The following is a 19,451-nucleotide window of genomic DNA, read 5'->3' as shown; positions in this document are numbered from 1 at the left end:
CATGCCCGCCCCCCCGCGCGTCCGCGTGCTCATCATCGACGACAGCGCCAGCGTCCGCCAGACGATGACCGCGATCCTGTCCGCCGATCCCGGTATCGAGGTGGTCGGCACCGCCGCCGATCCCTTCGCCGCCGCGCGGCATATCCAGAACGCGGTGCCCGACGTCATCACGCTGGATGTCGAGATGCCGCGGATGGACGGCATCACTTTCCTGCGCCGGTTGATGAGCCAGCATCCGATCCCGGTCGTCATGTGCTCCTCGCTGGTCGACGAAGGATCGCAAACGCTGCTTCATGCGCTGGAGGCCGGCGCGGTCGACGTGATCCTGAAACCGCGCGTCGGCGTGGCCGATCACCTGATCGATGCCCACCGGCACATCTGCGACACCGTGAAGGGCGCGGCAAACGCCCGCGTCGGCAGCCGTCGCCCCGCGCGCGTCGCCGCCCCGCAGGCGAAGCTGACCGCCGACGCCGTCCTGCCGCCTCCGCGTGCAGGCGCGATGAGCCGCACGACCGAGATGGTCGTCTGCCTCGGCGCCTCCACCGGCGGGACCGAGGCATTGCGCGCCGTGCTGGAGGCGCTGCCCGCCAATTCGCCCGGCATCGTCGTCGTCCAGCATATGCCCGAAAGTTTCACCAAGGCCTTCGCCAAACGCCTGAACGGGCTGTGCGCGGTCGATGTAAAGGAGGCGGAGGACGGCGACACGGTGATGCGCGGCCATGTCCTGATCGCGCCCGGTGGCCTGCGCCACACGATGCTGGAACGACAGGGCGCGCGCTATCACGTCTCGGTGCGGGAGGGGCCTCTGGTATCGCGGCACCGGCCCTCGGTCGACGTGCTGTTCCGGTCGGCGGCGCGCTCCGCCGGATCGAACGCGGTCGGCGTCATCATGACCGGCATGGGTGACGACGGCGCGCGCGGCCTGCTGGAAATGCGTCAGGCGGGCGGCCGCACCTTCGCGCAGGACGAGGCGAGTTCGATCGTGTTCGGCATGCCCAAGGAAGCGATCGCACGCGGTGGCGCCGAACGCGTCATCGGCCTGGATGCGATCGCGCGCGAAATGCTGCAGGCGACCACCCGATGAACGCGCCCATCGATCACGCGACGTTCGACCGGCTGGTCACGGCGGAACCCGATACGCTGGCGACGCACGCGCGGACCCTGGCGGCACTGGCGGCGGGACTCGACCATAGTTTCGTCCAGGCCGGCACCGCGCTCGGTTCAGGGATCGAGGTCACGGACCGGATCGTCACTGCGCTGGCCGGGGTGGAAGCGGCACTTGACGATGGTGCTGCCGGCACCCCCGGTGACGGGCTGGTCGCGGTGGCTGCGCGGCTTTCCGGCCTGCCGCAGGAACAGGCGGTGCGCCGCACGACGTTCGCCCCCGCCGGTGCCGCGGCCAGATCGCTGGTCGATCACATCGGCGAGATTTTCCAGACGCTGCGCCTGCTCGGCATCTATGCGATGAACGTGAAGGTCGCGGCGATGGGTGCGGCCGATCTCGTCGCGATCATGGACGAAATGACGACGCGGATGACCGCCGGCGAAGCCGACATTCGCCAGCTCCAGACCGAGATCGCGCTGCTGTCCGCCAGTCTCGACCGGATCGCGGGGGCCGAACGGGCGCTGACCACCGAATGCGCCCGCGCCTTGCCGGCCGCGCCGACCCGGCTGGAAAACCATGCCGGTGCATTGCGCCGATATCGCCATGGTGCGGTCGATGTGGCTCGGCGCAGCGGCATGCTGGCCAGCACGATCCGTACGCAGGTCGGCACCGCGCTCGGTGCGCTCCAGATCGGCGACATCACGCGGCAGCGGCTGGAACATGTCGTCACCGCGCTGGAGATGCTGGGCGAAGCGCGCGCCGACGATGCCGGCATGACGGAAGATCATGTCCTGTCGCTGCTCGCCGACCAGTTGAACGCCACCGCCGACGATTTCGATCGCGAGGCCGGCTCGCTCGTCGCCGCCCTGATCGCGATCGTACCGCAGGCCGGCGCACTGCGCGATCTGCAAGCCAATGACACATCGCAGGGCAGCAGCAGCTTCCTCCGCGATCTCGAAGCGTCGGTGACGGAGATAGAGGCGCTGACGCGTCGGCTGCGCAGCGCGGATGCGGAGACCGAGGCGGCGGCGACCACGATCGTCCGGCTGGTCGATGCGATGGTCGCGCGCACCGCGATGGTCCGCCGGCTTCAGCGTCACGTCCAGCAACTGGCGTTCAACATCGACCTGAAATCGCGCCGGCTGGAATCGAACGGCGGCATCATCGTCGCCGCCGATTACATCCGCCGCGTCGCCAACCAGCTGGACGATGCCGCGATCGGCCTCACCGCCGCGATCGGCACGCTGGAATCGATCGGGCAGGCCGCCCGTGCCGCCAACATCGACACGATCGATCCCGGCGCCATGCTGACGGTAGCGATGGACGCGATCCGCGAAGGCGCCATGCAGACCGATCGCGCCGCCGACGCGGCGGGAGACGCGGCGACCCGCGTGCTGCGGATGTTGACCGGCACATCGGCCGACCTGCGCGACAAGATCGACGCGGCCGGGACGATCCGGACGATCGCCGCGGAACTGGCGACACGCGCCGATCGCGCTGCGGCGGTGTCGCCCGACGAGGACAGCCCGCTCCACATACTGCTGCCCCGGATCGCCGCGCTCTACACGATGGCATCCGAACGCGAGGTGCATCAGCGCCACCTGCTGCCCGGCATGGCCGCCGTTCATGTCGAGTCGACCGACGACGCCGACGACGATCTGTTCGACGATGGTCTTTTCTAACGAACGGATCGATCGCCGACGGTTCGACCTGACAGCGTATCGACCGCATGATAATCGTCGCACCATGTTCGCGCCGTTCCTGACCCCCGCGTACCTGCCGTTCGCGATCGCGTTCGTGGTGATGATCGGCATCGGCCTGATCGAGGCGATCGGGCTGGGTCTGGGGCATCTCGATCTGGACGGCGAACTGGGCGTCGATGCGAATGGCGGCGTGCTCGACTGGCTGGGACTGGGCGGCGAATTGCCGATCCTGATCTGGCTCACCTCGCTGCTCGGCTGCTTCACGCTTGCCGGCATCGCGATCCAGCAGACCGCGACCGCGCTGACCGGCGCCCCGCTGCACTGGGGACTGGCGTCGGGCGGCGCGTTCGTGGCGGGCGCGCTGCTCAACACGCTGGCGGCCAACGGCCTGGCGCGCGTCATGCCCGGTTTCGAGACCACGGTGATCTCGACCGACGACCTGCTCCGCCAGCGTGGCACGATCCTGGAGGGGACGGCGCGGCGCGGATCGCCCGCCCGCGCCAAGGTGGTCGACCGGCACGGACAGGCGCATTTCGTCATGGTCGAACCGCATGACGATGCCGACGCGCTCCGCTCCGGCGATACCGCGCTGCTGGTCCGGCGGGAGGGCAAGCTGTTCTTCGCGCTGCCCGAGGGAAACACGCTTCTGCAATCAATCTGATATACACGCGCATCAACCGGAGGGGGTTTCATGCCTGCATCGTTTCTTAACATCCTGATCTACGCAGGCATCGTGCTGCTCGCGCTGGTCGTCATCGGCATCATCCTGACCCGCCTGTATCGCCGCGCGACCAAGGACGTGGCGCTGATCCGCACCGGCTTCGGGGGAGAGAAGGTGGTGCTGAACGGCGGCATCATGGTGATCCCGGTGCTGCACGAACTGATGCAGGTGCGCCTGACGACGGTGAAGCTGGAGGTGTCGCGCCTGAACAAGGACGCGCTCATCACGCTGGACAAATTGCGCGTCGATGTCGTCGGCCTGTTCCATATCAAGGTGAAGCCCGACGCGGAATCGATCGCCGCCGCCGCGCAGACGCTGGGCGATTCGGTCAACAGTCCCGATGCGGTGAAGTCGCTGCTCGACGGCAAGCTGGTATCCGCGCTGCGATCGGTCGCCGCGACGATGACGATGGAGCATCTCCACGCCAACCGCGCCGATTTCATCCAGAAGGTGCAGGAGGCGCTGATGACCGATCTGGACATGAACGGCTTCCAGCTGGAGTCGGTCAGCATCACCCATTTCGACCAGACCGCGTTCGAACATTTCAACGAGAACAACGCCTTCGATGCCGAGGGGCTGACCGTGCTGACCCGCACGATCGAGGAGCGAAAGAAGATCAGGAACGACATCGTCGCGACCAACCGCGTCGAGATCGAACAGCGCAATCTGGACGCGAACAACCAGTCGCTGGAGATCGCGCAGGCCGCCGAACAGGCCCGCCTGTTGCAGGAGCAGACGCTGGCGGCGCGGCGCGCCGAACAGGCCACCGCGATCGCCACGGCGGAGGCCGAACAGACCCGCCTTGCCGAGATCGCCCGCATCACCGCGATGCAGGCGCAGACCGTCGCCCAGACCGAGGCGGACAAGATCGTCAGGACCGCCACCATCGCCCGCGACGGCGCGATCCAGACCGCGACGATCGAGCGCGACCGGACGATCGAGATCGCGCGCATCACCACGGCAGTGCAGACCGCGCAAAAGTCCGAGGAGGAATCGACCGCCACCGCCGCCGCCAACGAGGCGCGCGCACTGGCCGTCCGCGCCGAGGAAAGCGTCGCCACCGCCAAGGCGACCGAGATCGCCAACCGCAACAAGAACGTCGCGGTCATCGCCGCCACCCAGCGCGCGCAGGAGGAAGCGGTCGGCATCACCGTCGCCGCCTCCGCCGAAAAGGAAGCCGCCGAGGCGCGCGCCAGTGCACTGCGCACCGAAGCCACCGCGCAGGCCGACGCCGAAAAGGCCCGCGCCGAAGGTCGCGAGGCCGCGTTCAGGGTCGATGCCGCCGGTCAGGCGTCGATCAACGAAGCGACCAACATCCTGAGCGACGCCCAGACCGAACTGCTCGTGCGCCGCGCGATGCTGGAGGCACTGCCCGCGATCATCGCCGCGGCGAGCAAGCCGATGGAGAATATCGACCGGATCAGCATCCTCGACGCCCGCGGCCTGCACGGCGATGCGTCCGGCGGCGAGACCGGCAGCGGTGGTCAGGGTAATCTGGCCGACGCGGCGGTCGCGGCGGCGATGCGTTACCGGGTCGGCGGGCCGCTGATCGACGGATTGATGGCCGAACTCGGCATGACCGGCGGTTCGCTCAACGGCATGCTCGCCGGCAGCGGCACGACGGGCGCCGCGATCGACAAGGCCGCCGACGTGGAGACACCCCCGCCGAGCCCGTCCCGGCTGGTCAATGGCGGCGGCGACCACGCGCCCGGAAACTGACGCAACCGATCGCCGACCTGGATCGGGATGAGCCCCATCCCGATCGTCAGGCCGGCTCCACCGCGTATCGCAGGTGGACGACGCCGTGGTCGACCGGTGTCGCCGACCGGAAGCGCAGGCGCACCTTGCCCGCCAGTCCCTCCGTCCCGTTCGCGATGATCGACGGCGTATCGGTGCCGCCGTCGATCGCCGGTGCGAGCAGCACGTGCATCTCGTCCACCACGCCCGCCGCCAGCAGCGATCCGTTGATGCCGGCGCCGCCCTCCAGCAACAATCGACGTATCCCGAAGGCATCGCCCAGCACATGGAGCATCGCGGCGATGTCGATCGTCGCCGCTGTCGCGACGACATAGGACACGCCGTCGTTCGCCAGTTCCGCCAGATGATCGTCCGGCACATCCCGTCCCAGCAGCACGACGACGTGATCGTCGCCCAGCGTGCCGCCATCGAAATGCAGCTTGCCCGACGGATCGAGCGCAACCGCGTAGCTGTCGGCGCGCGTCGCGACATGCACCGGTCGCGCCACGTCCGTCACCGATGCCGGCGGATGCGCGGTCGCCTTCGTCATCTCGGCCATCGTCACTCGCCCAACCAGCCACGCATCGCCGTCCAGTTCGTCATGGATACGCTCGTACAGCGCGGTCCAGTCCTGACGGGTGCCGTCCGGGCTGGCCGTCTAGAGCGTGATGACATTGAGTAGAACCGTTCGTGCTGAGTAGGGACTGAGCTTGTCGAAGGCCCGTATCGAAGCATCGACGACAGCATCAGGCAGATGACCTGCGGCTTCATGACCGTACCTCGCCGGCATAATCGGCGTCGGATACGTGTTCCAGCCAGTCGACCACCTTGCCGTCTTTCATCTCGGCGATCGCGATGTGACTCATCGCATTGTCCGGGCCGGCGCCGTGCCAGTGCTTCTCGCCCGGCGCGAAGAACACGATATCGCCCGGCCGCACTTCCTCGATCGCGCCGCCCTCGCGCTGCACACGGCCCAGTCCGAAGGTGATGATGATCGTCTGGCCCAGCGGATGGGTGTGCCATGCCGTCCGGGCGCCGGGTTCGAACGTGACGGTCGTCCCGCTCAGATTGCCGCTGCCGGCAAACGGCGCGTCGGTACGGACGGTGCCGGTGAAATAGTCCGCCGGTCCCTTGCCCGATGGCCGTGACCCGCTGCGCATGATGTCCATGATCGTCTCCTGTCGTCGTCCGGCATGTGGGTTGGACGATAGAGCGCGATTAGGCGTTGGAAGTTGCATGGACTGATGACTAGGCTTCATCGATGAAACGCGATGATCTGGTCGACCTGAACGCCTTTATGGCGGTCGCCGCCGAAAAGAGCTTCACCCGCGCGGCGGCGAAACTCGGCACCTCGCAATCGGCGCTCAGCCATACCCTGCGCCGGCTGGAGACGCGGCTCGGCGTCCGGTTGCTGACCCGCACTACGCGCAGCGTGTCGGCGACGGCGGCGGGGGAGCGGTTGCTCGCCACGCTGGAGCCGGCGATGGACATGATCGATGGCGAACTGGCCTCGCTGGGCGATCTGCGCGACAAGCCCGGCGGCACCATCCGGCTCACCACCTCCGATCATGCCGCCACGACGGTGCTGTGGCCGGTGCTGGAACGCTTCCTGCCGGATTATCCGGATATCCATGTCGAGCTGGGCATCGATTCCAGCTTCGCCGACATCGTCACCGATCGGTTCGATGCCGGTGTGCGGCTGGGCGAGGCGCTGGCCAAGGACATGATCGCGACCCGGATCGGCCCGGACCTGCGCATGGCGGTGATCGGTTCGCCCGATTATTTCGCGCGCCATCCCGCCCCCGTGACGCCGCAGGATCTGGCCCGGCACAACTGCATCAACCTGCGCATGATGAGTTCGGGCGGCCTGTATGCCTGGGAACTGGAGAAGGACGGTCGCGAGATACGCGTGCGGGTCGACGGGCAGATCATCTGCAACGACACAAGGTCGATCGTGCGCGCCGCGACCGCCGGTCTGGGCCTCGCCTTCCTGATGGAAAGCTCGGTCGCCGAACCGCTGGCGGATGGTCGGCTGGTCCGGGTGCTGGAGGATTGGTCGCCGTCCTTTCCCGGCTATCACCTCTATTATCCCAGCCGTCGCCAGCCATCGGCGGCGTTCGCGCTGCTGGTCGATGCCCTGCGCTACCGGCCGTGATGTATTCGGCCCCGGTCGCCGGTCTGGCGATCTCGCCCGCCATCGTTATGGAGACGGCGATGATCGACAGGGCCGACCGCGCATGAGCAATGGATGGGACAAGCCACCGGTGCGCCTGTCGCTACCCATCGACGGCGCGTCGGCGGAACGCGCCCGACTGCGCGCCGAAGAACGAGAACGCCGCGCCCGCGAACGGCTGGACGCCACGCAGGACCGCAGCGACCGGCGCGCATCGGAACGCGAGCAGGCCGCCCGCGACCGCGAACAGGCGCGCGAACAGCGTCGGCTGGAGGAAGCCGGCCGGATCGAGGCACGAAGCGCCGATCGCACCGAACAGGCCGCCGCGCAGGAGGAACGACCCAAACGCCGCCGATCCGGCGCCCTGGCCCGCACGGGCGAGGTGCAGCGCGAACGCGATACGCGCCATTACCAGACCGTCGTCGATACCGGCCGCGTCCGCGAACTCGCCCGGCGTGGCGCGTCGGTTTCCGGCCTCGCCGGCGCATTCGGCATCTCGACCGAGGATGTGGCCGCCATCCTCGCCGACGACGGCGCGGACGGAGAACCGGCATGACGGCGCGGCTGAAGATCTATTTCGATGGCGGCTACCGGCCCGGCGGCGGCGGAATGGAAACCGCCGTCGTTGTCCGGGGGCAGGCGCACATCCAGCCCGATCTGGGGGAGGGGACCAGCATGACGGCGGAGTGGCTCGCGCTGCTGCAGGCGCTCCGTCTCGTCCGGACGCTCGGCGAGACGAACGTCGTCCTGCTCGGCGATGCGGTCGCGGTGATCGATCGCGCGAACGGCGTCCTGAAGGCGCGGGGGGCCTGCCTGCCGCATCTCACCGCCGTGCGCGATCTGACCGCCGCGCTCGGCTCGCCGCCGATCCGCTATGTCAAGCGGGCGCAAAACCTCGCCGGGATCGCCCTGTCCCGCCGCCATCCGCGATAGGTCGCGGCCGATCGACACGCTCTACAGCTTCCGGCGATGCCCCTATGCCATGCGCGCTCGCCTCGCCCTGCTGGTCGGCGAGGTGCCGTTCGCGATCCGTGAGGTGACGTTGCGGCACAAGCCGGCGGCGATGATCGCGATCTCGCCCAAGGCGACCGTGCCCGTCCTGCAGTGTGCCGATGGCCGGGTGATCGACCAGAGCATCGATATCATGCGCTGGTCGCTGGAACGCAGCGATCCCGAACGCTGGCTGGCCGGCGATGACATGGCGCTGATCGACCTGTTCGACGACCGGTTCAAACATCACCTCGACCGCTACAAATATGCCGATCGCCACGGCGCCGACCCCCTCGACCATCGCGCCGCCGGTCTCGCGCTGCTGACCGTGCTGGAGAAGCGCCTGTCGACCGTCGCTAACCTGTGCGGCCCGACGCGGTCGCTGGCCGACATGGCGATCATGCCGTTCGTCCGCCAGTTCGCGGCGGTCGATCCGGACTGGTTCGATGCGCAGCCCATCCCGCAGGTTCGGCAATGGCTCGCCGATCATCTCGCCTCGCCGCTGTTCGGCCGGGCGATGGAACGACTTGCCCCGTGGCGGCCGGATGATCCCGTCACGCTGTGGCCGTCGGCCGATCCCTCGTTATAGCCGTGGCGGATCAGCTGGCGGGAACGGTATCACATGACGGACTGGACGATCGGGATCATCGGCGGATCAGGGCTCTATGCGATCGACGCGCTGGAGGATGCGGCGTGGCGTGATGTCGAGACGCCGTGGGGCGCGCCATCGGACCAGATATTGTTCGGCCGGATCGGCGACGTCCACCTCCGCTTCCTGCCGCGCCACGGCCGCGGTCATCGCATCCCGCCGTCGGAGGTCAACGCCCGCGCCAATATCGATGCGTTGAAGCGGGCAGGGTGTACCGACCTGCTCGCCGTCTCGTCGATCGGCTCGTTGCGCGAGGAACTGGAGCCCGGCCGCTTCGTCGTCGTCGATCAGTTCATCGATCGCACCGTCGGCCGTCCCGCCAGCTTCTTCGGCACCGGGCTGGTCGCGCATGTCTCGATGGCCGAACCGGTCTGTCCGCGCCTGTCGGCCTTCGCGGCGGAGGCGATCAAGGCGGCCGGCGGCACGATGGCAAAGGACGCGACCTATCTGGCGATGGAGGGGCCGCAATTCTCCACCCGCGCCGAAAGCATGATGTACCGGCAATGGGGTGCCGACGTCATCGGCATGACCGCGATGCCCGAGGCGCGGCTCGCCCGCGAGGCGGAACTGCCCTATGCGCTGGTCGGCATGGTCACCGATTACGACTGCTGGCGCGAGGAAGCCGGTTTCGTGGAGGTCGCCGAGGTGATCGAACAGATGACGGTGAACGGTACGATCGCCCGCCGCCTGATCGAAACCTTCGCCCGCGCCCTGCCGGCCGGCCGCACCGCATCGCCGCTCGACCGGGTGCTCGACCATGCGATCATCACGCCGTCATCGGCGCGCGACCCGGTATTGGCGGCGAAACTGGATGCGGTGGCCGGGCGGGTGCTCCGCCCCTGATCGTTGGACCCTGTCTTCATTGCGAGGACCGAAGCGACGCGGCAATCCAGAGCGTCCTGGTCGTGGCCAGAGCATCGAGCGCTTGATCCGACCCGTTCGTGCTGAGCGAAGTCGAAGCACCTTGCGGATAGGTGGCCTTCGACTTCGCTCAGGCTGAACGGTCAGGGGATAGATCCGATTTCACGCAATTTGCTCCAGAGCTGTTCTCGATCACGTCTGCTCCCCCTCACCCATCGCCGCCTTCGGCGTCTCTCCCTCTCCCGATGGGAGGGGGAAGGGGCCCGCCCGGCGTAGCCGGGTGGGAAGGGTGAGGGTGACCGATATTGATCGAACGCAACTTCAAAGATCGCGGCGCTTCGCTCGCCATGACGACCGGACCTATATCACGCTCTCGCCACGAGGTTCATCCGCCGCCAGCGCCTCGGCGAGCATCGCGCGGATCGCCTTCAGCGCCGCCTCGATCTCACTGATCGCCTCGGCATCGCCCGCGTCATCCGTTTCGACCGGCGCATCCACCGCCACCGCCGGCCCCGTCTCGGCAGCGAGCAGTTTCTGCACGCCACGGATCGTATAGCCTTCGTGGTTCAGCAGCCGGTCGATCCGGCGCACCAGCACGGCATCCTCGGGCCGGTAATAGCGCCGGTTGCCGGCGCGCTGCATGGGCTTGAGCGAGGGAAAGCGCGTTTCCCAATATCGCAGCACATGATGCGGCAGGCCGGTTTCGGCGGACAGTTCGCCGATCGTCCGCAAGGCTCCGTTCGCCTTCGGCGTCGGCGTCGTCACGGCGATCAGCCGGTCGCCTCGGCCGCGACGATGCGGTCGCGCATCATCTGACTGGCGCGGAAGGTCAGCACGCGGCGGGGCGCGATCGGCACCTCGACGCCGGTCTTGGGATTGCGGCCGATCCGCTCGCCCTTGTCGCGCAGGACGAAGGTGCCGAAGCCGGAGATCTTGACGTTCTCGCCCTTCGACAGGGCCTCGCACATCTCGACCAGGATCTGTTCGACGATCTTGGACGATTCGGCGCGGCTCAGCCCCACTTCGCGATGAAGTGCTTCGGCAAGGTCGGCGCGGGTCAGCGTTCCGGCATCAGTCATGTCATATCCCCTTGGGGCGGAGAGCCTACACAAGCCGCCCCCCGATCGAAAGAGGGGTTTGCGAGTGATTGTCGTTTCGTAGCCGAAATCATCCCGGAAAGCGCCGGTTTCGTCGCGTTCAGAAACGAATGACGGCCGCGCCCCAGGTGAAGCCACCGCCCATCGCTTCCAGCACGACGATATCGTTCTGCTTCACGCGGCCATCACGGACGGCGGTATCCAGCGCCAGCGGCACCGATGCCGCCGATGTGTTGGCATGCTGGTCCACCGTCACCACCACGCGGTCCGGGTCCAGCCCCAGCTTGCGCGCGGTCGCATCCAGGATGCGGGCATTCGCCTGATGCGGCACGACCCAGTCGACATCGGCCGATTCGATCCCGGCGATCGCCAGCGATTCGGTCATCACCGCCGCCAGATTGGTGACCGCGTGGCGAAACACCTCGCGCCCCTTCATCCGCAGCTTGCCGACCGTGCCCGTCGTTGACACGCCGCCATCGACATAGAGCAGGCCGTTGTGCCGCCCGTCCGCGTGCAGCTTCGTCGCCAGGATGCCGCGTCCGTCCGCCTCGGCGCTCTCCTGCGCCTCCAGCACGATCGCGCCGGCGCCGTCGCCGAACAGGACGCAGGTGGTGCGGTCCTCCCAATCGAGCAGTCGGCTGAATGTCTCCGCGCCGATCACCAGCGCGCGCCGGTACACGCCGCCCCGGATCATCGCATCGGCGACCTGCACCGCATAGAGGAAGCCAGAACACACCGCCGCCACGTCGAACGCGACGCAGTCGTCGATGCCCAGCATCGCCTGCACCTTGGTGGCGGTGGCGGGAAAAGTCTGGTCCGGGGTGGCGGTCGCCAGCACGATCAAGTCGATCTGGTCCGCCTGCAACCCGGCCGCCGCGATCGCCGCGATCGACGCATCGCGCGCCAGCGTCGCGGTCGTCTCGTCCGGGCCGGCGAGATGGCGGAAGCGGATGCCGGTGCGCTCGACGATCCATTCGTCGCTGGTATCGACCTGTTCCGCCAGTTCGGCGTTCGACACCCGCCGCACCGGAAGAGCCGAGCCGGTACCCGTCACCACCGCGCGGATCATAGGACGGCCTTTTCGACGATGGTCGGCTGGTGATCCAGCCCCAGATCCTCGGCGATCCGGCGCGTCAGGTCGTTGCGCACCATCTTGGCCGCATTGCCGATCGCGGTCGCCACGCCCAGTTCATTGGCGCTGCCATGGCTCTTCACGACGATGCCCTTCAGGCCCAGAAAGACCGCGCCATTGTGATTGTTGGGGTCGAGATGATCGCGCAGCAACTGCGTCGCCGGGCGGGAGATCAGGAAGCCGATCTTCGACCGGGTCGAGCTGGTGAAGGCGCGCTTCAACAGGTCGGCGACGAATCGCGCCGTCCCCTCGGCGGTCTTCAGCGCGATGTTGCCGGCAAAGCCGTCGCACACGATCACGTCATGATTGCCGCGTGCCAGCTTGTCGCCCTCGACGAAGCCGGTGAACGCCAGCGGCAGGTGCGTCGCCGCGCGCAACTCGCTGGCCGCCGCGCGGATCTCTTCGGTGCCCTTCTGATCCTCGGACCCGATGTTCAGCAACGCCACGCGCGGCCGCTCCAGATCGAGCGTGGTGCGCGCATAGGCGGCGCCCATCACTGCGAACTGTACGAGGTTGCGCGCATCGCACTCGGTATTGGCGCCGAGGTCGAGCATCACGACGTCATTGTCGCCCAGCGTCGGCAGCGGCGCGGCCAGCGCCGGCCGGTCGATGCCCGGCAGCATCCGCAGCGACAGCTTCGCCATCGCCATCAGCGCGCCGGTGTTGCCCGACGACACGGCGGCATGCGCGCGACCCTTTTTGACCAGGTCGATCGCGATACCCATCGATGTCGTCTTGGCGCGACGCATCGCCTGGCCGGGCTTTTCGCTCGACCCGACGACTTCGGGGGCATGAACGATCTCGGAATGCGCGCTGAGGTTGGGATGATTCGCCAGCCCTGCGCGGATCGCCTGCTCGTCACCGACCAGCAGGAAATGCATCGAGAACTGATCCTCGTACCGGCGCCGCGCACGCGCGACCCCGGCGAGCATCACTGCCAGCCCTTCATCACCGCCCATCGCGTCGATGGCGATGCAGGGCTGGTCCGTCATCAGCGTATGTCCGTTCGGTGTGGCTTACGCCTCGACCGACACGACCTCACGGCCGTTGTAATGGCCGCACGACGTGCACAGGATGTGCGGACGCTTCAGCTCACCACAGTTCGGACACTCCTGGAATGCCGCGACGGTCAGCGAATCGTGACCGCGACGCATGCCGCGCTTGGAGGGCGAAGTCTTTCTTTTGGGGACGGCCATTGCGGCACCTTATCGTCTTGAATCGGTTGAAGGATGGGACGCGAAATGCTGCCCGGCCCAAAAGGCCGCGCGTACATTCCGGACGCATCGCGAAGCGTGGCGCTATAGCGATTTCGGCTCATGTTGCAAGCACGTGACCGCAGTGGCACGGGATGTTCGTCAAAGGAGCGTCCATGATCCGTCCCGCCGCTATCGCCAGCCTGCTCTCCCTGCCGCTCCTGCTGGGGGCCGCCGCCCCCGCCGATCCAATTTCACCCGAACGGCTCTCCGCCGATGTGAAGGTGCTGGCCTCCGACGATTTCGGCGGCCGCGCACCGGGTACGCCGGGCGAGGTGAAGACGATCGACTGGCTGATCGCGCAATTCAAGGCCGCCGGCCTGCAACCCGGCGGTCGCGCCGGCAGCTGGACGCAGGACGTACCGCTGATTCGCACGCAACTGGGGACCGGCACCGTCTCGGCGAACGGCGTCGCGCTGGTGCAGGGCCGCGACGTGTATCTCAGCACCGTCCGCCCCGTCACCCGCGCCCAGGTGGCCGCCGCGCCCATGGTTTTCGTCGGCTACGGCGTCAGTGCGCCGGAGCGTGGCTGGGACGATTTCAAGGGTGTCGATCTGAAGGGCAAGGTCGCCGTCTTCCTCGTCAACGATCCCGATTTCGATGCGGTGGCGGGCGAGCCGGTGGCGGGCAAGTTCGGCAACCGGCGCATGACCTATTACGGCCGCTGGACCTACAAGTTCGAGGAGGCGGCCCGTCGCGGCGCGATCGCCGCGCTGATCGTCCACGACACGCCGGGCGCCGGTTACGGCTGGAACACCGTCACCGCACCCGCCGGCGAGAATTACGATGTCGCCAAGCCACCCGCGCCGCGCGTGATGCTGCAGGGCTGGCTGGAGGGGGCGGCCGCGACGCGGATGTTCACCGCCGCCGGCCTCGATCTCGCGCAACAGCGAGTCGCCGCCCGCCGCGCCGATTTCCGCCCCGTGCCGCTGGCGGGCGCGGGCTTTGCCGCCGACCTGCCCGTCACCTTCACCCGCGCGACCAGCCGCAACGTACTGGCGAAACTGCCCGGGACGACCCGCGCCGACGAGGTCGTGATGTACGGCGCCCACTGGGACGCTTATGGTGAGGGCGCACCGGACGCGCAGGGCCGCCGCATTCGCCCCGGCGCCAATGACGACGCGCTCGGCACCGCCGGCGTCCTCGCCATCGCCCGCGCCGCCGCGAAGGCTCCGCGCACCCCCCGCACGCAGGTCTTCGCGCTATGGACGGGCGAGGAGCGCGGGTTGCTCGGCTCCGAAACCTATGCCGCCGATCCCATCTATCCGGCCGCGAAGACGGTCGCGAACCTGACGCTCGACATCCTCCAGACCGCCGGCCCCGCCCGCGACGTGATGCTGGTCGGCGACGGCCAGAACGCGCTGGAGGACATGCTCGCCACCGCCGCCACCGCACAGGGGCGCACCGTGACGCCCGAGGCGCTGCCCGAACGCGGCCTGTTCTATCGCGCCGACCATTTCTCGGTCGCGCGCCGCGGCGTGCCGACACTGCTCCTGATGGCGATCAGCGGCGCGCCCGATCTCGTCACCGGCGGGCGCACGGCGGGACAGGCATGGCTTGATGGCTATATGCGCTGCTATCACCAGGCCTGTGACGCGTGGAGCGCCGACTGGGACCTGCGCGGCGCGGCGGCGGATGTCGACCTGCTCCGCTCGATCGGCGCGACGCTGGCGAACGGCACGATGTGGCCGGAATGGCGCGACACCTCGGAATTCAAGGCGATCCGCGCGAAGACGGCCGCGGAGCGGCGGTAAAAAAACTCCCCTCCCGCTTGCGAGTTTCAGGTCGGTCATGCCCCCGGCATGACCTAAACGATGCGGGGCATCGTTTACCTGAAACTGGGTCGGGGGAGGGCCTGTCCACCAACAACGCGATGGTCGGGTCGAGTAAGATGGCGTTGGTTTGACCCGTCATTGCGAGCGGAGCGAAGCAACCCAGAGCAGCGCGTCACGCCCTGGGTTGCTTCGCTCCGCTCGCAATGACGGACGAGTCTGTATCAGGTCCGCTCTAGCCCGCCTCACCCCAGCACCGCATCCCCCACGAACGGATTAGTCCGCCGCTCATGCGCGAAGGTGCTCGGCTGGCCATGCCCCGGAATGAACGTCACATCGCCCAGCGGCCACAGCTTCTGCGTCACCGACGTCACCAGATCGTCGAAGCTGCCTAGCGGAAAGTCGGTCCGCCCGATCGATCCCTGAAACAGCACGTCACCGACCTGCGCGAACTGCGACGGGGCGTGGTGGAAGATCACATGGCCCGGCGTGTGACCCGGCGTCAGGTACACGTCCAGCGTCAGGTCGCCGATCGTCACCGTCTCGCCATCGTCCAGCCAGCGATCGGGCTCGAACACCACGCCGCGGATACCATAGTTACGGCCATCCTCGTCCAGCCGCGCCAGCCAGAAGCGATCGGCCTCATGCGGCCCCTCTATCGGCACGCCCAGCGCGTCGGCCAGCGGCTTCGCCTCGCCGGCATGGTCGATATGGCCATGCGTCAGCAGGATCTTCTCGACCGTCACTCCCGCCTCGGCGATGGCGGCGTGGATGCGGGGCAGGTCGCCGCCCGGATCGATCACCGCCGCCTTCATCGTCGCGGTGCACCACAGGAGCGTGCAATTCTGTTGCAGCGGCGTCACCGGCACGATCACGGCGCGTAGGGGAGGGGAGGCGGTCATGCCACCTGCATGCGCAAAGCGGGGATGGCGGTCAACGCCGTCACCACAACACACCCTTGTCGGCCGTGATCGGGGCGGGTGCCTCGTCACCGATCGACTGGAGCAGGTCGATCTCGATCGTGCGGCACATCGCTGACAACGGCACGTCGTGCACGGTGTTGGCGAACGGATCGACCAGATCGTCACCGATCTGCAGCACCGCCAGAAACATCAGCCCCGCGATCGTCGATCCCAGCGGCGTCGCGAAGCCCAGCGATTCGACCAGTCCGATCGGCAACAAGATGCAGAACAGATGCGTGAACAGCGTCGGGAAGAACCGGTACTGGTTGGGCAGCGGCGTGTTCTTCAGCCGCTCCATCCCGCCCTGCGCATTGGCGATATCGACCAGCACGGCCTCCATCTGCGTCTGCTGGATGGTGTCGATCCAGCCCCTGCGCTGCGCGTCGGCGATGCGGCGGCCGGTGCCGTCGAGCAGGCCATTGGCCGCATTGGCGCGCGCCAGCGCCGGCTCCGCCTCACCCTGCGACAGGAAGCGCAGCACCTCGCCATCGCGATCCTGCCTGCGCAACTGGCACCGCAGCGCGTTCACATACGCGATCTGGCGCAGCACGATCGTCCGTTTCAGATCATGCGCCTCCGGATCGGGCAGGAAATTGCGCGCCGCGCGCGACAGGCTGCGCGATGCGTTGATCATCGCCCCCCACAGGGTTCGACCCTCCCACCAGCGTTCATAGGCGGAATTGTCGCGGAACCCGAGGAACAGGGCGAGCGCGGTGCCGAACAGCGGCAGCGGCAGCGTCGGCGCCTTGAACGGCAGGACGAAATACGCGACCGTCACGACAACATCCCACACGAACAGGATGACGAGCGGCTTCCAGACTTCGGACACGATCCGGCTGAGGCGGGGGGTGGCGGCAACGATCAACAGTCAAATCCCTTTGTTGCGGGTGCGAACGCCTTAACCGCGATCAGGTTCAGCCGACCAGAGCGCGATCGCGACATCCCCGCCAGATTTTCACCGCCTGCACCGTCTCCGCGACGTCGTGGACGCGTAGCAGCTGCACGCCCGCCTCGATCCCCTTCAGCGCCAGCGCGATGCTGCCGCCCAGCCGCCGGTCGACCGGTGCCTCGTCCGCCAGCGCGCCGATCATCCGCTTGCGACTGGCGCCCAGCATGATCGGGCAGCCAAGGCCATGGAACGCCGCCAGCCCGTTGATGAGCGCGAGATTGTCACCCAGCGACTTGCCGAAGCCGATGCCGGGATCGACGACGATCCGGTCCCGCGCCACCCCCGCCGCCACGACCGCCGCGATCCGCGCCTCCAGCCAGCCGAATACCTCGCCCACGACATCGGCATAGGCGACCCGGCCGTGCCCGCCCTTGGCCGGGTCGGGCGAATGCATCAGAATGACCGGACATCCGGCCCGCGCCACCACGTCCAGCGCGCGGTCGTCCCACAACAGGGCCGACACGTCGTTGACCATGCCCGCCCCCGCCGCCAGCGCCGCCTCCATCACCGCGGCTTTCCGCGTATCGATCGACACCAGCGCACCGCTGCCCGCCAGCCGCTCGATCACCGGCACCGTGCGGGCGATCTCGTCGCCCTCCCACACCGCCGCCGCCCCCGGCCGCGTCGATTCGCCGCCCAGATCGACCAGCGCCGCACCCGCCGCCAGCATCGCCACCCCCGCCGCCGCCGCGTGCTCGGGATCGTCGACATGCCGGCCGCCATCGGAAAAACTGTCCGGCGTCACGTTCAATATGCCCGCCACCTGCGGCTGATCGAACTTGAGCGTCCGCGCCCCGATCGTCAGCGCCGGCCGGCTCGCGACGATGCGCGCATGGAGCAGCGCCGCCCGCTCGTCCAGCGCCACCGCCTCGTCGATCGGCAACGTCCGCCGCCGGCCGTCCTCGCTTACTTCATAGGCGGCGAACCATTGCAGCCCGCCCGCCAGCCGCGCGACGCTGCCGTCGTCCAGCCCGACGGGCGTGTCGACGAAGCGGACCGGGCGCAGCCAGTCGATCAGGGCTGCGTCGCCAGCAGCCAGGTCTGGCGCAGCGTGTCGATCGGCTGCAGCTTGCCCGCCGCCTCGTGGTGCCAGAACGTCCAGCCATTGCACGCCGCCGCGCCCTGCAGCGTCGCGCCCAGCTTGTGGATCGACCCGATCGCCCCGCAATCGCTGAGCAGCGATCCGTCGGCGCGGATTGTCACGCGGAACCGCCGCTTGCTGTCGTGCAGGACCGCGCCGGCAGTCAGATATCCGTTCTCGACCAGCGTGCCGAACGACACCTTGGGCTGCTGGCGCGGGCTCTGCATCGTCGCCAAGGCTGATTCGTCGAGTGGCAGCGCGGCGGCGATCCGCTCCTGCGCGGCGTCGATATAACCGGTCTCGCGCTCGATCCCGATCCAGTGCCGGCCCAGCCGCTTGGCCACCGCGCCCGTCGTACCGGTGCCGAAGAACGGATCGAGCACCACGTCGCCCGGTTTCGTGCAGGCCAGCAGGATGCGATACAGCAACGCCTCGGGCTTCTGGGTCGGGTGGACCTTCGTCCCGTCCTTTTTCAAACGTTCCTGCCCGCCGCAGATCGGGAATTCCCAGTCCGACCGCATCTGAAGCTCGTCGTTCAGCGTCTTCATCGAACGATAGTTGAAGGTGTACTTCGCCTTCTCACCCTTCGATGCCCAGATCAGCGTCTCGTGCGCGTTGGTGAAGCGGGTGCCGCGGAAATTGGGCATCGGATTGGCTTTTCGCCACACGATGTCGTTCAGGATCCAGAATCCCAGATCCTGCACCGCCACGCCGACGCGGAAGATGTTGTGATAGCTGCCGATCACCCAGATCGTGCCGTCATCCTTCAGGATACGGTGCGCCTCGGCCAGCCACGCGCGGGTGAACGCGTCATAGGCGGCGAAGGTGTCGAACTTGTCCCATTCGTCGGTGACGGCATCGACATGGCTGCCGTCCGGCCGGAACAGCTCGCCGCCCAGTTGCAGGTTATAGGGCGGATCGGCGAAGACCATGTCGACCGATTTGGCCGGCAGCGACCGCATATGCGCGATGCAGTCGCCCATCAGGATGCGGTCGAGCGGCAGCGGCCCCGACGGTTCCACCGCCAGCGACTCCTTCGCCCTGGCGCGTGGCCGCGCGATCGTAGCAATTGCCCCCAATGTCCGTCCCCTTCGTCGTGCCTCATGGTGGCGATGCGGCCGATGTCGTCAAGCGATGATTGTTAACGACATCTGCCGCCCGGCCATGAACCATGGATGAAGGGCCGACCCGGCACCAACATCTTGCGCATCGCCGTCCACCGACGCCCCAGCGCTTGCGGGTGTGACTCTAAAGACTCAAAGGCGC

Annotated in this window: 21 protein-coding genes; 10 read left to right on the top strand and 11 right to left on the bottom strand. The window is 67.8% G+C overall.

Going from position 1 to position 19,451, the window contains the following annotated elements:
- Nucleotide 1: 1 nt before the first annotated feature.
- The 4 genes from JAO74_RS11190 (at nt 2) to JAO74_RS11175 (ending at nt 5,248) form a co-directional block, all read left to right on the top strand.
- Nucleotides 2–1,084 (top strand): protein-glutamate methylesterase/protein-glutamine glutaminase, encoded by a 1,083-nt coding sequence (locus JAO74_RS11190; protein ID WP_199037884.1) that lies wholly within the window; start codon nt 2–4, stop codon nt 1,082–1,084.
- Nucleotides 1,081–2,787: a hypothetical protein gene (locus JAO74_RS11185; protein WP_199037882.1), complete on the top strand. Its 1,707-nt coding sequence runs from the start codon at nt 1,081–1,083 to the stop codon at nt 2,785–2,787. Before JAO74_RS11190 ends, JAO74_RS11185 begins: the two co-directional genes overlap by 4 nt.
- 64 nt (nt 2,788–2,851) lie before the next feature.
- Complete coding sequence (locus tag JAO74_RS11180; RefSeq protein WP_199037997.1) at nt 2,852–3,469, top strand: OB-fold-containig protein; 618 nt, start codon at nt 2,852–2,854, stop codon at nt 3,467–3,469.
- A gap of 30 nt (nt 3,470–3,499) precedes the next feature.
- Nucleotides 3,500–5,248, top strand: a complete 1,749-nt coding sequence (locus JAO74_RS11175) for a flotillin family protein (RefSeq protein WP_199037880.1) — start codon at nt 3,500–3,502, stop codon at nt 5,246–5,248.
- Nucleotides 5,249–5,294: 46 nt separating this feature from the next.
- On the opposite strand, the gene JAO74_RS11170 is transcribed toward JAO74_RS11175, so the two are convergent.
- Together JAO74_RS11170 and JAO74_RS11165 are read right to left on the bottom strand one after the other, a co-directional pair.
- Nucleotides 5,295–5,873, bottom strand: coding sequence for a RibD family protein (locus JAO74_RS11170; RefSeq protein WP_332908790.1), 579 nt, complete (start codon nt 5,871–5,873; stop codon nt 5,295–5,297).
- Nucleotides 5,874–6,033: 160 nt separating this feature from the next.
- Nucleotides 6,034–6,435: a (R)-mandelonitrile lyase gene (locus JAO74_RS11165; RefSeq protein ID WP_199037878.1), complete on the bottom strand. Its 402-nt coding sequence runs from the start codon at nt 6,433–6,435 to the stop codon at nt 6,034–6,036.
- A gap of 92 nt (nt 6,436–6,527) precedes the next feature.
- On the opposite strand from JAO74_RS11165, the gene JAO74_RS11160 reads away from it, so the two are divergent.
- The 5 genes from JAO74_RS11160 to mtnP all read left to right on the top strand — a co-directional run bounded on the left by JAO74_RS11160 (nt 6,528) and on the right by mtnP (nt 9,921).
- On the top strand, nt 6,528–7,421 hold the full coding sequence (locus tag JAO74_RS11160; RefSeq protein WP_199037877.1) for a LysR family transcriptional regulator: 894 nt from the start codon (nt 6,528–6,530) through the stop codon (nt 7,419–7,421).
- Nucleotides 7,422–7,503: 82 nt separating this feature from the next.
- On the top strand, nt 7,504–7,995 hold the full coding sequence (locus JAO74_RS11155) for a hypothetical protein (RefSeq protein ID WP_233150891.1): 492 nt from the start codon (nt 7,504–7,506) through the stop codon (nt 7,993–7,995).
- Entirely contained in the window at nt 7,992–8,372 is a 381-nt protein-coding gene (locus JAO74_RS11150; RefSeq protein ID WP_199037875.1) for a reverse transcriptase-like protein, read from the top strand. The genes JAO74_RS11155 and JAO74_RS11150 overlap by 4 nt, the downstream gene beginning before the upstream one ends.
- Before the next feature lie 10 nt (nt 8,373–8,382).
- Nucleotides 8,383–9,018, top strand: a complete 636-nt coding sequence (locus JAO74_RS11145; protein ID WP_332908789.1) for a glutathione S-transferase — start codon at nt 8,383–8,385, stop codon at nt 9,016–9,018.
- Between the two features lie 33 nt (nt 9,019–9,051).
- On the top strand, nt 9,052–9,921 hold the full coding sequence (mtnP, locus tag JAO74_RS11140) for an S-methyl-5'-thioadenosine phosphorylase (RefSeq protein ID WP_199037871.1): 870 nt from the start codon (nt 9,052–9,054) through the stop codon (nt 9,919–9,921).
- 378 nt (nt 9,922–10,299) lie between these two features.
- Here the strand turns inward: mtnP and JAO74_RS11135 are convergent, their stop codons facing one another.
- The 5 genes from JAO74_RS11135 to rpmF all read right to left on the bottom strand — a co-directional run bounded on the left by JAO74_RS11135 (nt 10,300) and on the right by rpmF (nt 13,364).
- Nucleotides 10,300–10,704: a MerR family transcriptional regulator gene (locus JAO74_RS11135; protein ID WP_199037868.1), complete on the bottom strand. Its 405-nt coding sequence runs from the start codon at nt 10,702–10,704 to the stop codon at nt 10,300–10,302.
- A 5-nt stretch (nt 10,705–10,709) separates the two neighbouring features.
- Entirely contained in the window at nt 10,710–11,018 is a 309-nt protein-coding gene (locus JAO74_RS11130; protein ID WP_199037867.1) for an integration host factor subunit alpha, read from the bottom strand.
- 118 nt (nt 11,019–11,136) lie between these two features.
- Nucleotides 11,137–12,105 carry a beta-ketoacyl-ACP synthase III gene (locus tag JAO74_RS11125; RefSeq protein WP_199037866.1) on the bottom strand — a complete coding sequence of 323 codons (969 nt, stop codon included), beginning with the start codon at nt 12,103–12,105 and terminating at the stop codon, nt 11,137–11,139.
- Entirely contained in the window at nt 12,102–13,160 is a 1,059-nt protein-coding gene (gene plsX, locus JAO74_RS11120) for a phosphate acyltransferase PlsX (RefSeq protein ID WP_199037865.1), read from the bottom strand. Before plsX ends, JAO74_RS11125 begins: the two co-directional genes overlap by 4 nt.
- 24 nt (nt 13,161–13,184) lie before the next feature.
- Complete coding sequence (gene rpmF / locus JAO74_RS11115; RefSeq protein WP_056523654.1) at nt 13,185–13,364, bottom strand: 50S ribosomal protein L32; 180 nt, start codon at nt 13,362–13,364, stop codon at nt 13,185–13,187.
- 173 nt (nt 13,365–13,537) lie between these two features.
- Between rpmF and JAO74_RS11110 the strand changes: the two genes are divergently transcribed.
- Nucleotides 13,538–15,175 (top strand): M28 family peptidase, encoded by a 1,638-nt coding sequence (locus JAO74_RS11110; RefSeq protein ID WP_199037864.1) that lies wholly within the window; start codon nt 13,538–13,540, stop codon nt 15,173–15,175.
- Between the two features lie 263 nt (nt 15,176–15,438).
- Here JAO74_RS11110 and JAO74_RS11105 read toward each other — a convergent pair whose 3' ends face one another.
- Genes JAO74_RS11105 through JAO74_RS11090 form a run of 4 tightly spaced genes read right to left on the bottom strand, consistent with a single transcriptional unit; the run spans nt 15,439 to nt 19,213 of the window.
- On the bottom strand, nt 15,439–16,095 hold the full coding sequence (locus tag JAO74_RS11105) for an MBL fold metallo-hydrolase (RefSeq protein ID WP_199037863.1): 657 nt from the start codon (nt 16,093–16,095) through the stop codon (nt 15,439–15,441).
- Nucleotides 16,096–16,135: 40 nt separating this feature from the next.
- The gene (locus JAO74_RS11100) at nt 16,136–17,020 is read right to left on the bottom strand and encodes a bestrophin family protein (RefSeq protein WP_199037861.1); all 885 of its coding nucleotides are present in this window, start codon (nt 17,018–17,020) and stop codon (nt 16,136–16,138) included.
- A gap of 49 nt (nt 17,021–17,069) precedes the next feature.
- The gene (folP, locus tag JAO74_RS11095; protein ID WP_199037989.1) at nt 17,070–18,122 is read right to left on the bottom strand and encodes a dihydropteroate synthase; all 1,053 of its coding nucleotides are present in this window, start codon (nt 18,120–18,122) and stop codon (nt 17,070–17,072) included.
- Nucleotides 18,119–19,213, bottom strand: a complete 1,095-nt coding sequence (locus JAO74_RS11090; RefSeq protein ID WP_269845941.1) for a site-specific DNA-methyltransferase — start codon at nt 19,211–19,213, stop codon at nt 18,119–18,121. Before JAO74_RS11090 ends, folP begins: the two co-directional genes overlap by 4 nt.
- Between the last annotated feature and the right edge of the window lie 238 nt (nt 19,214–19,451).

Source organism: Sphingomonas mollis (assembly GCF_016427505.1).
Lineage (GTDB): Bacteria > Pseudomonadota > Alphaproteobacteria > Sphingomonadales > Sphingomonadaceae > Sphingomonas > Sphingomonas mollis.
Note: the sequence above shows the minus strand (reverse complement) of the source record. Positions and strands in the feature narration are given on the sequence as shown.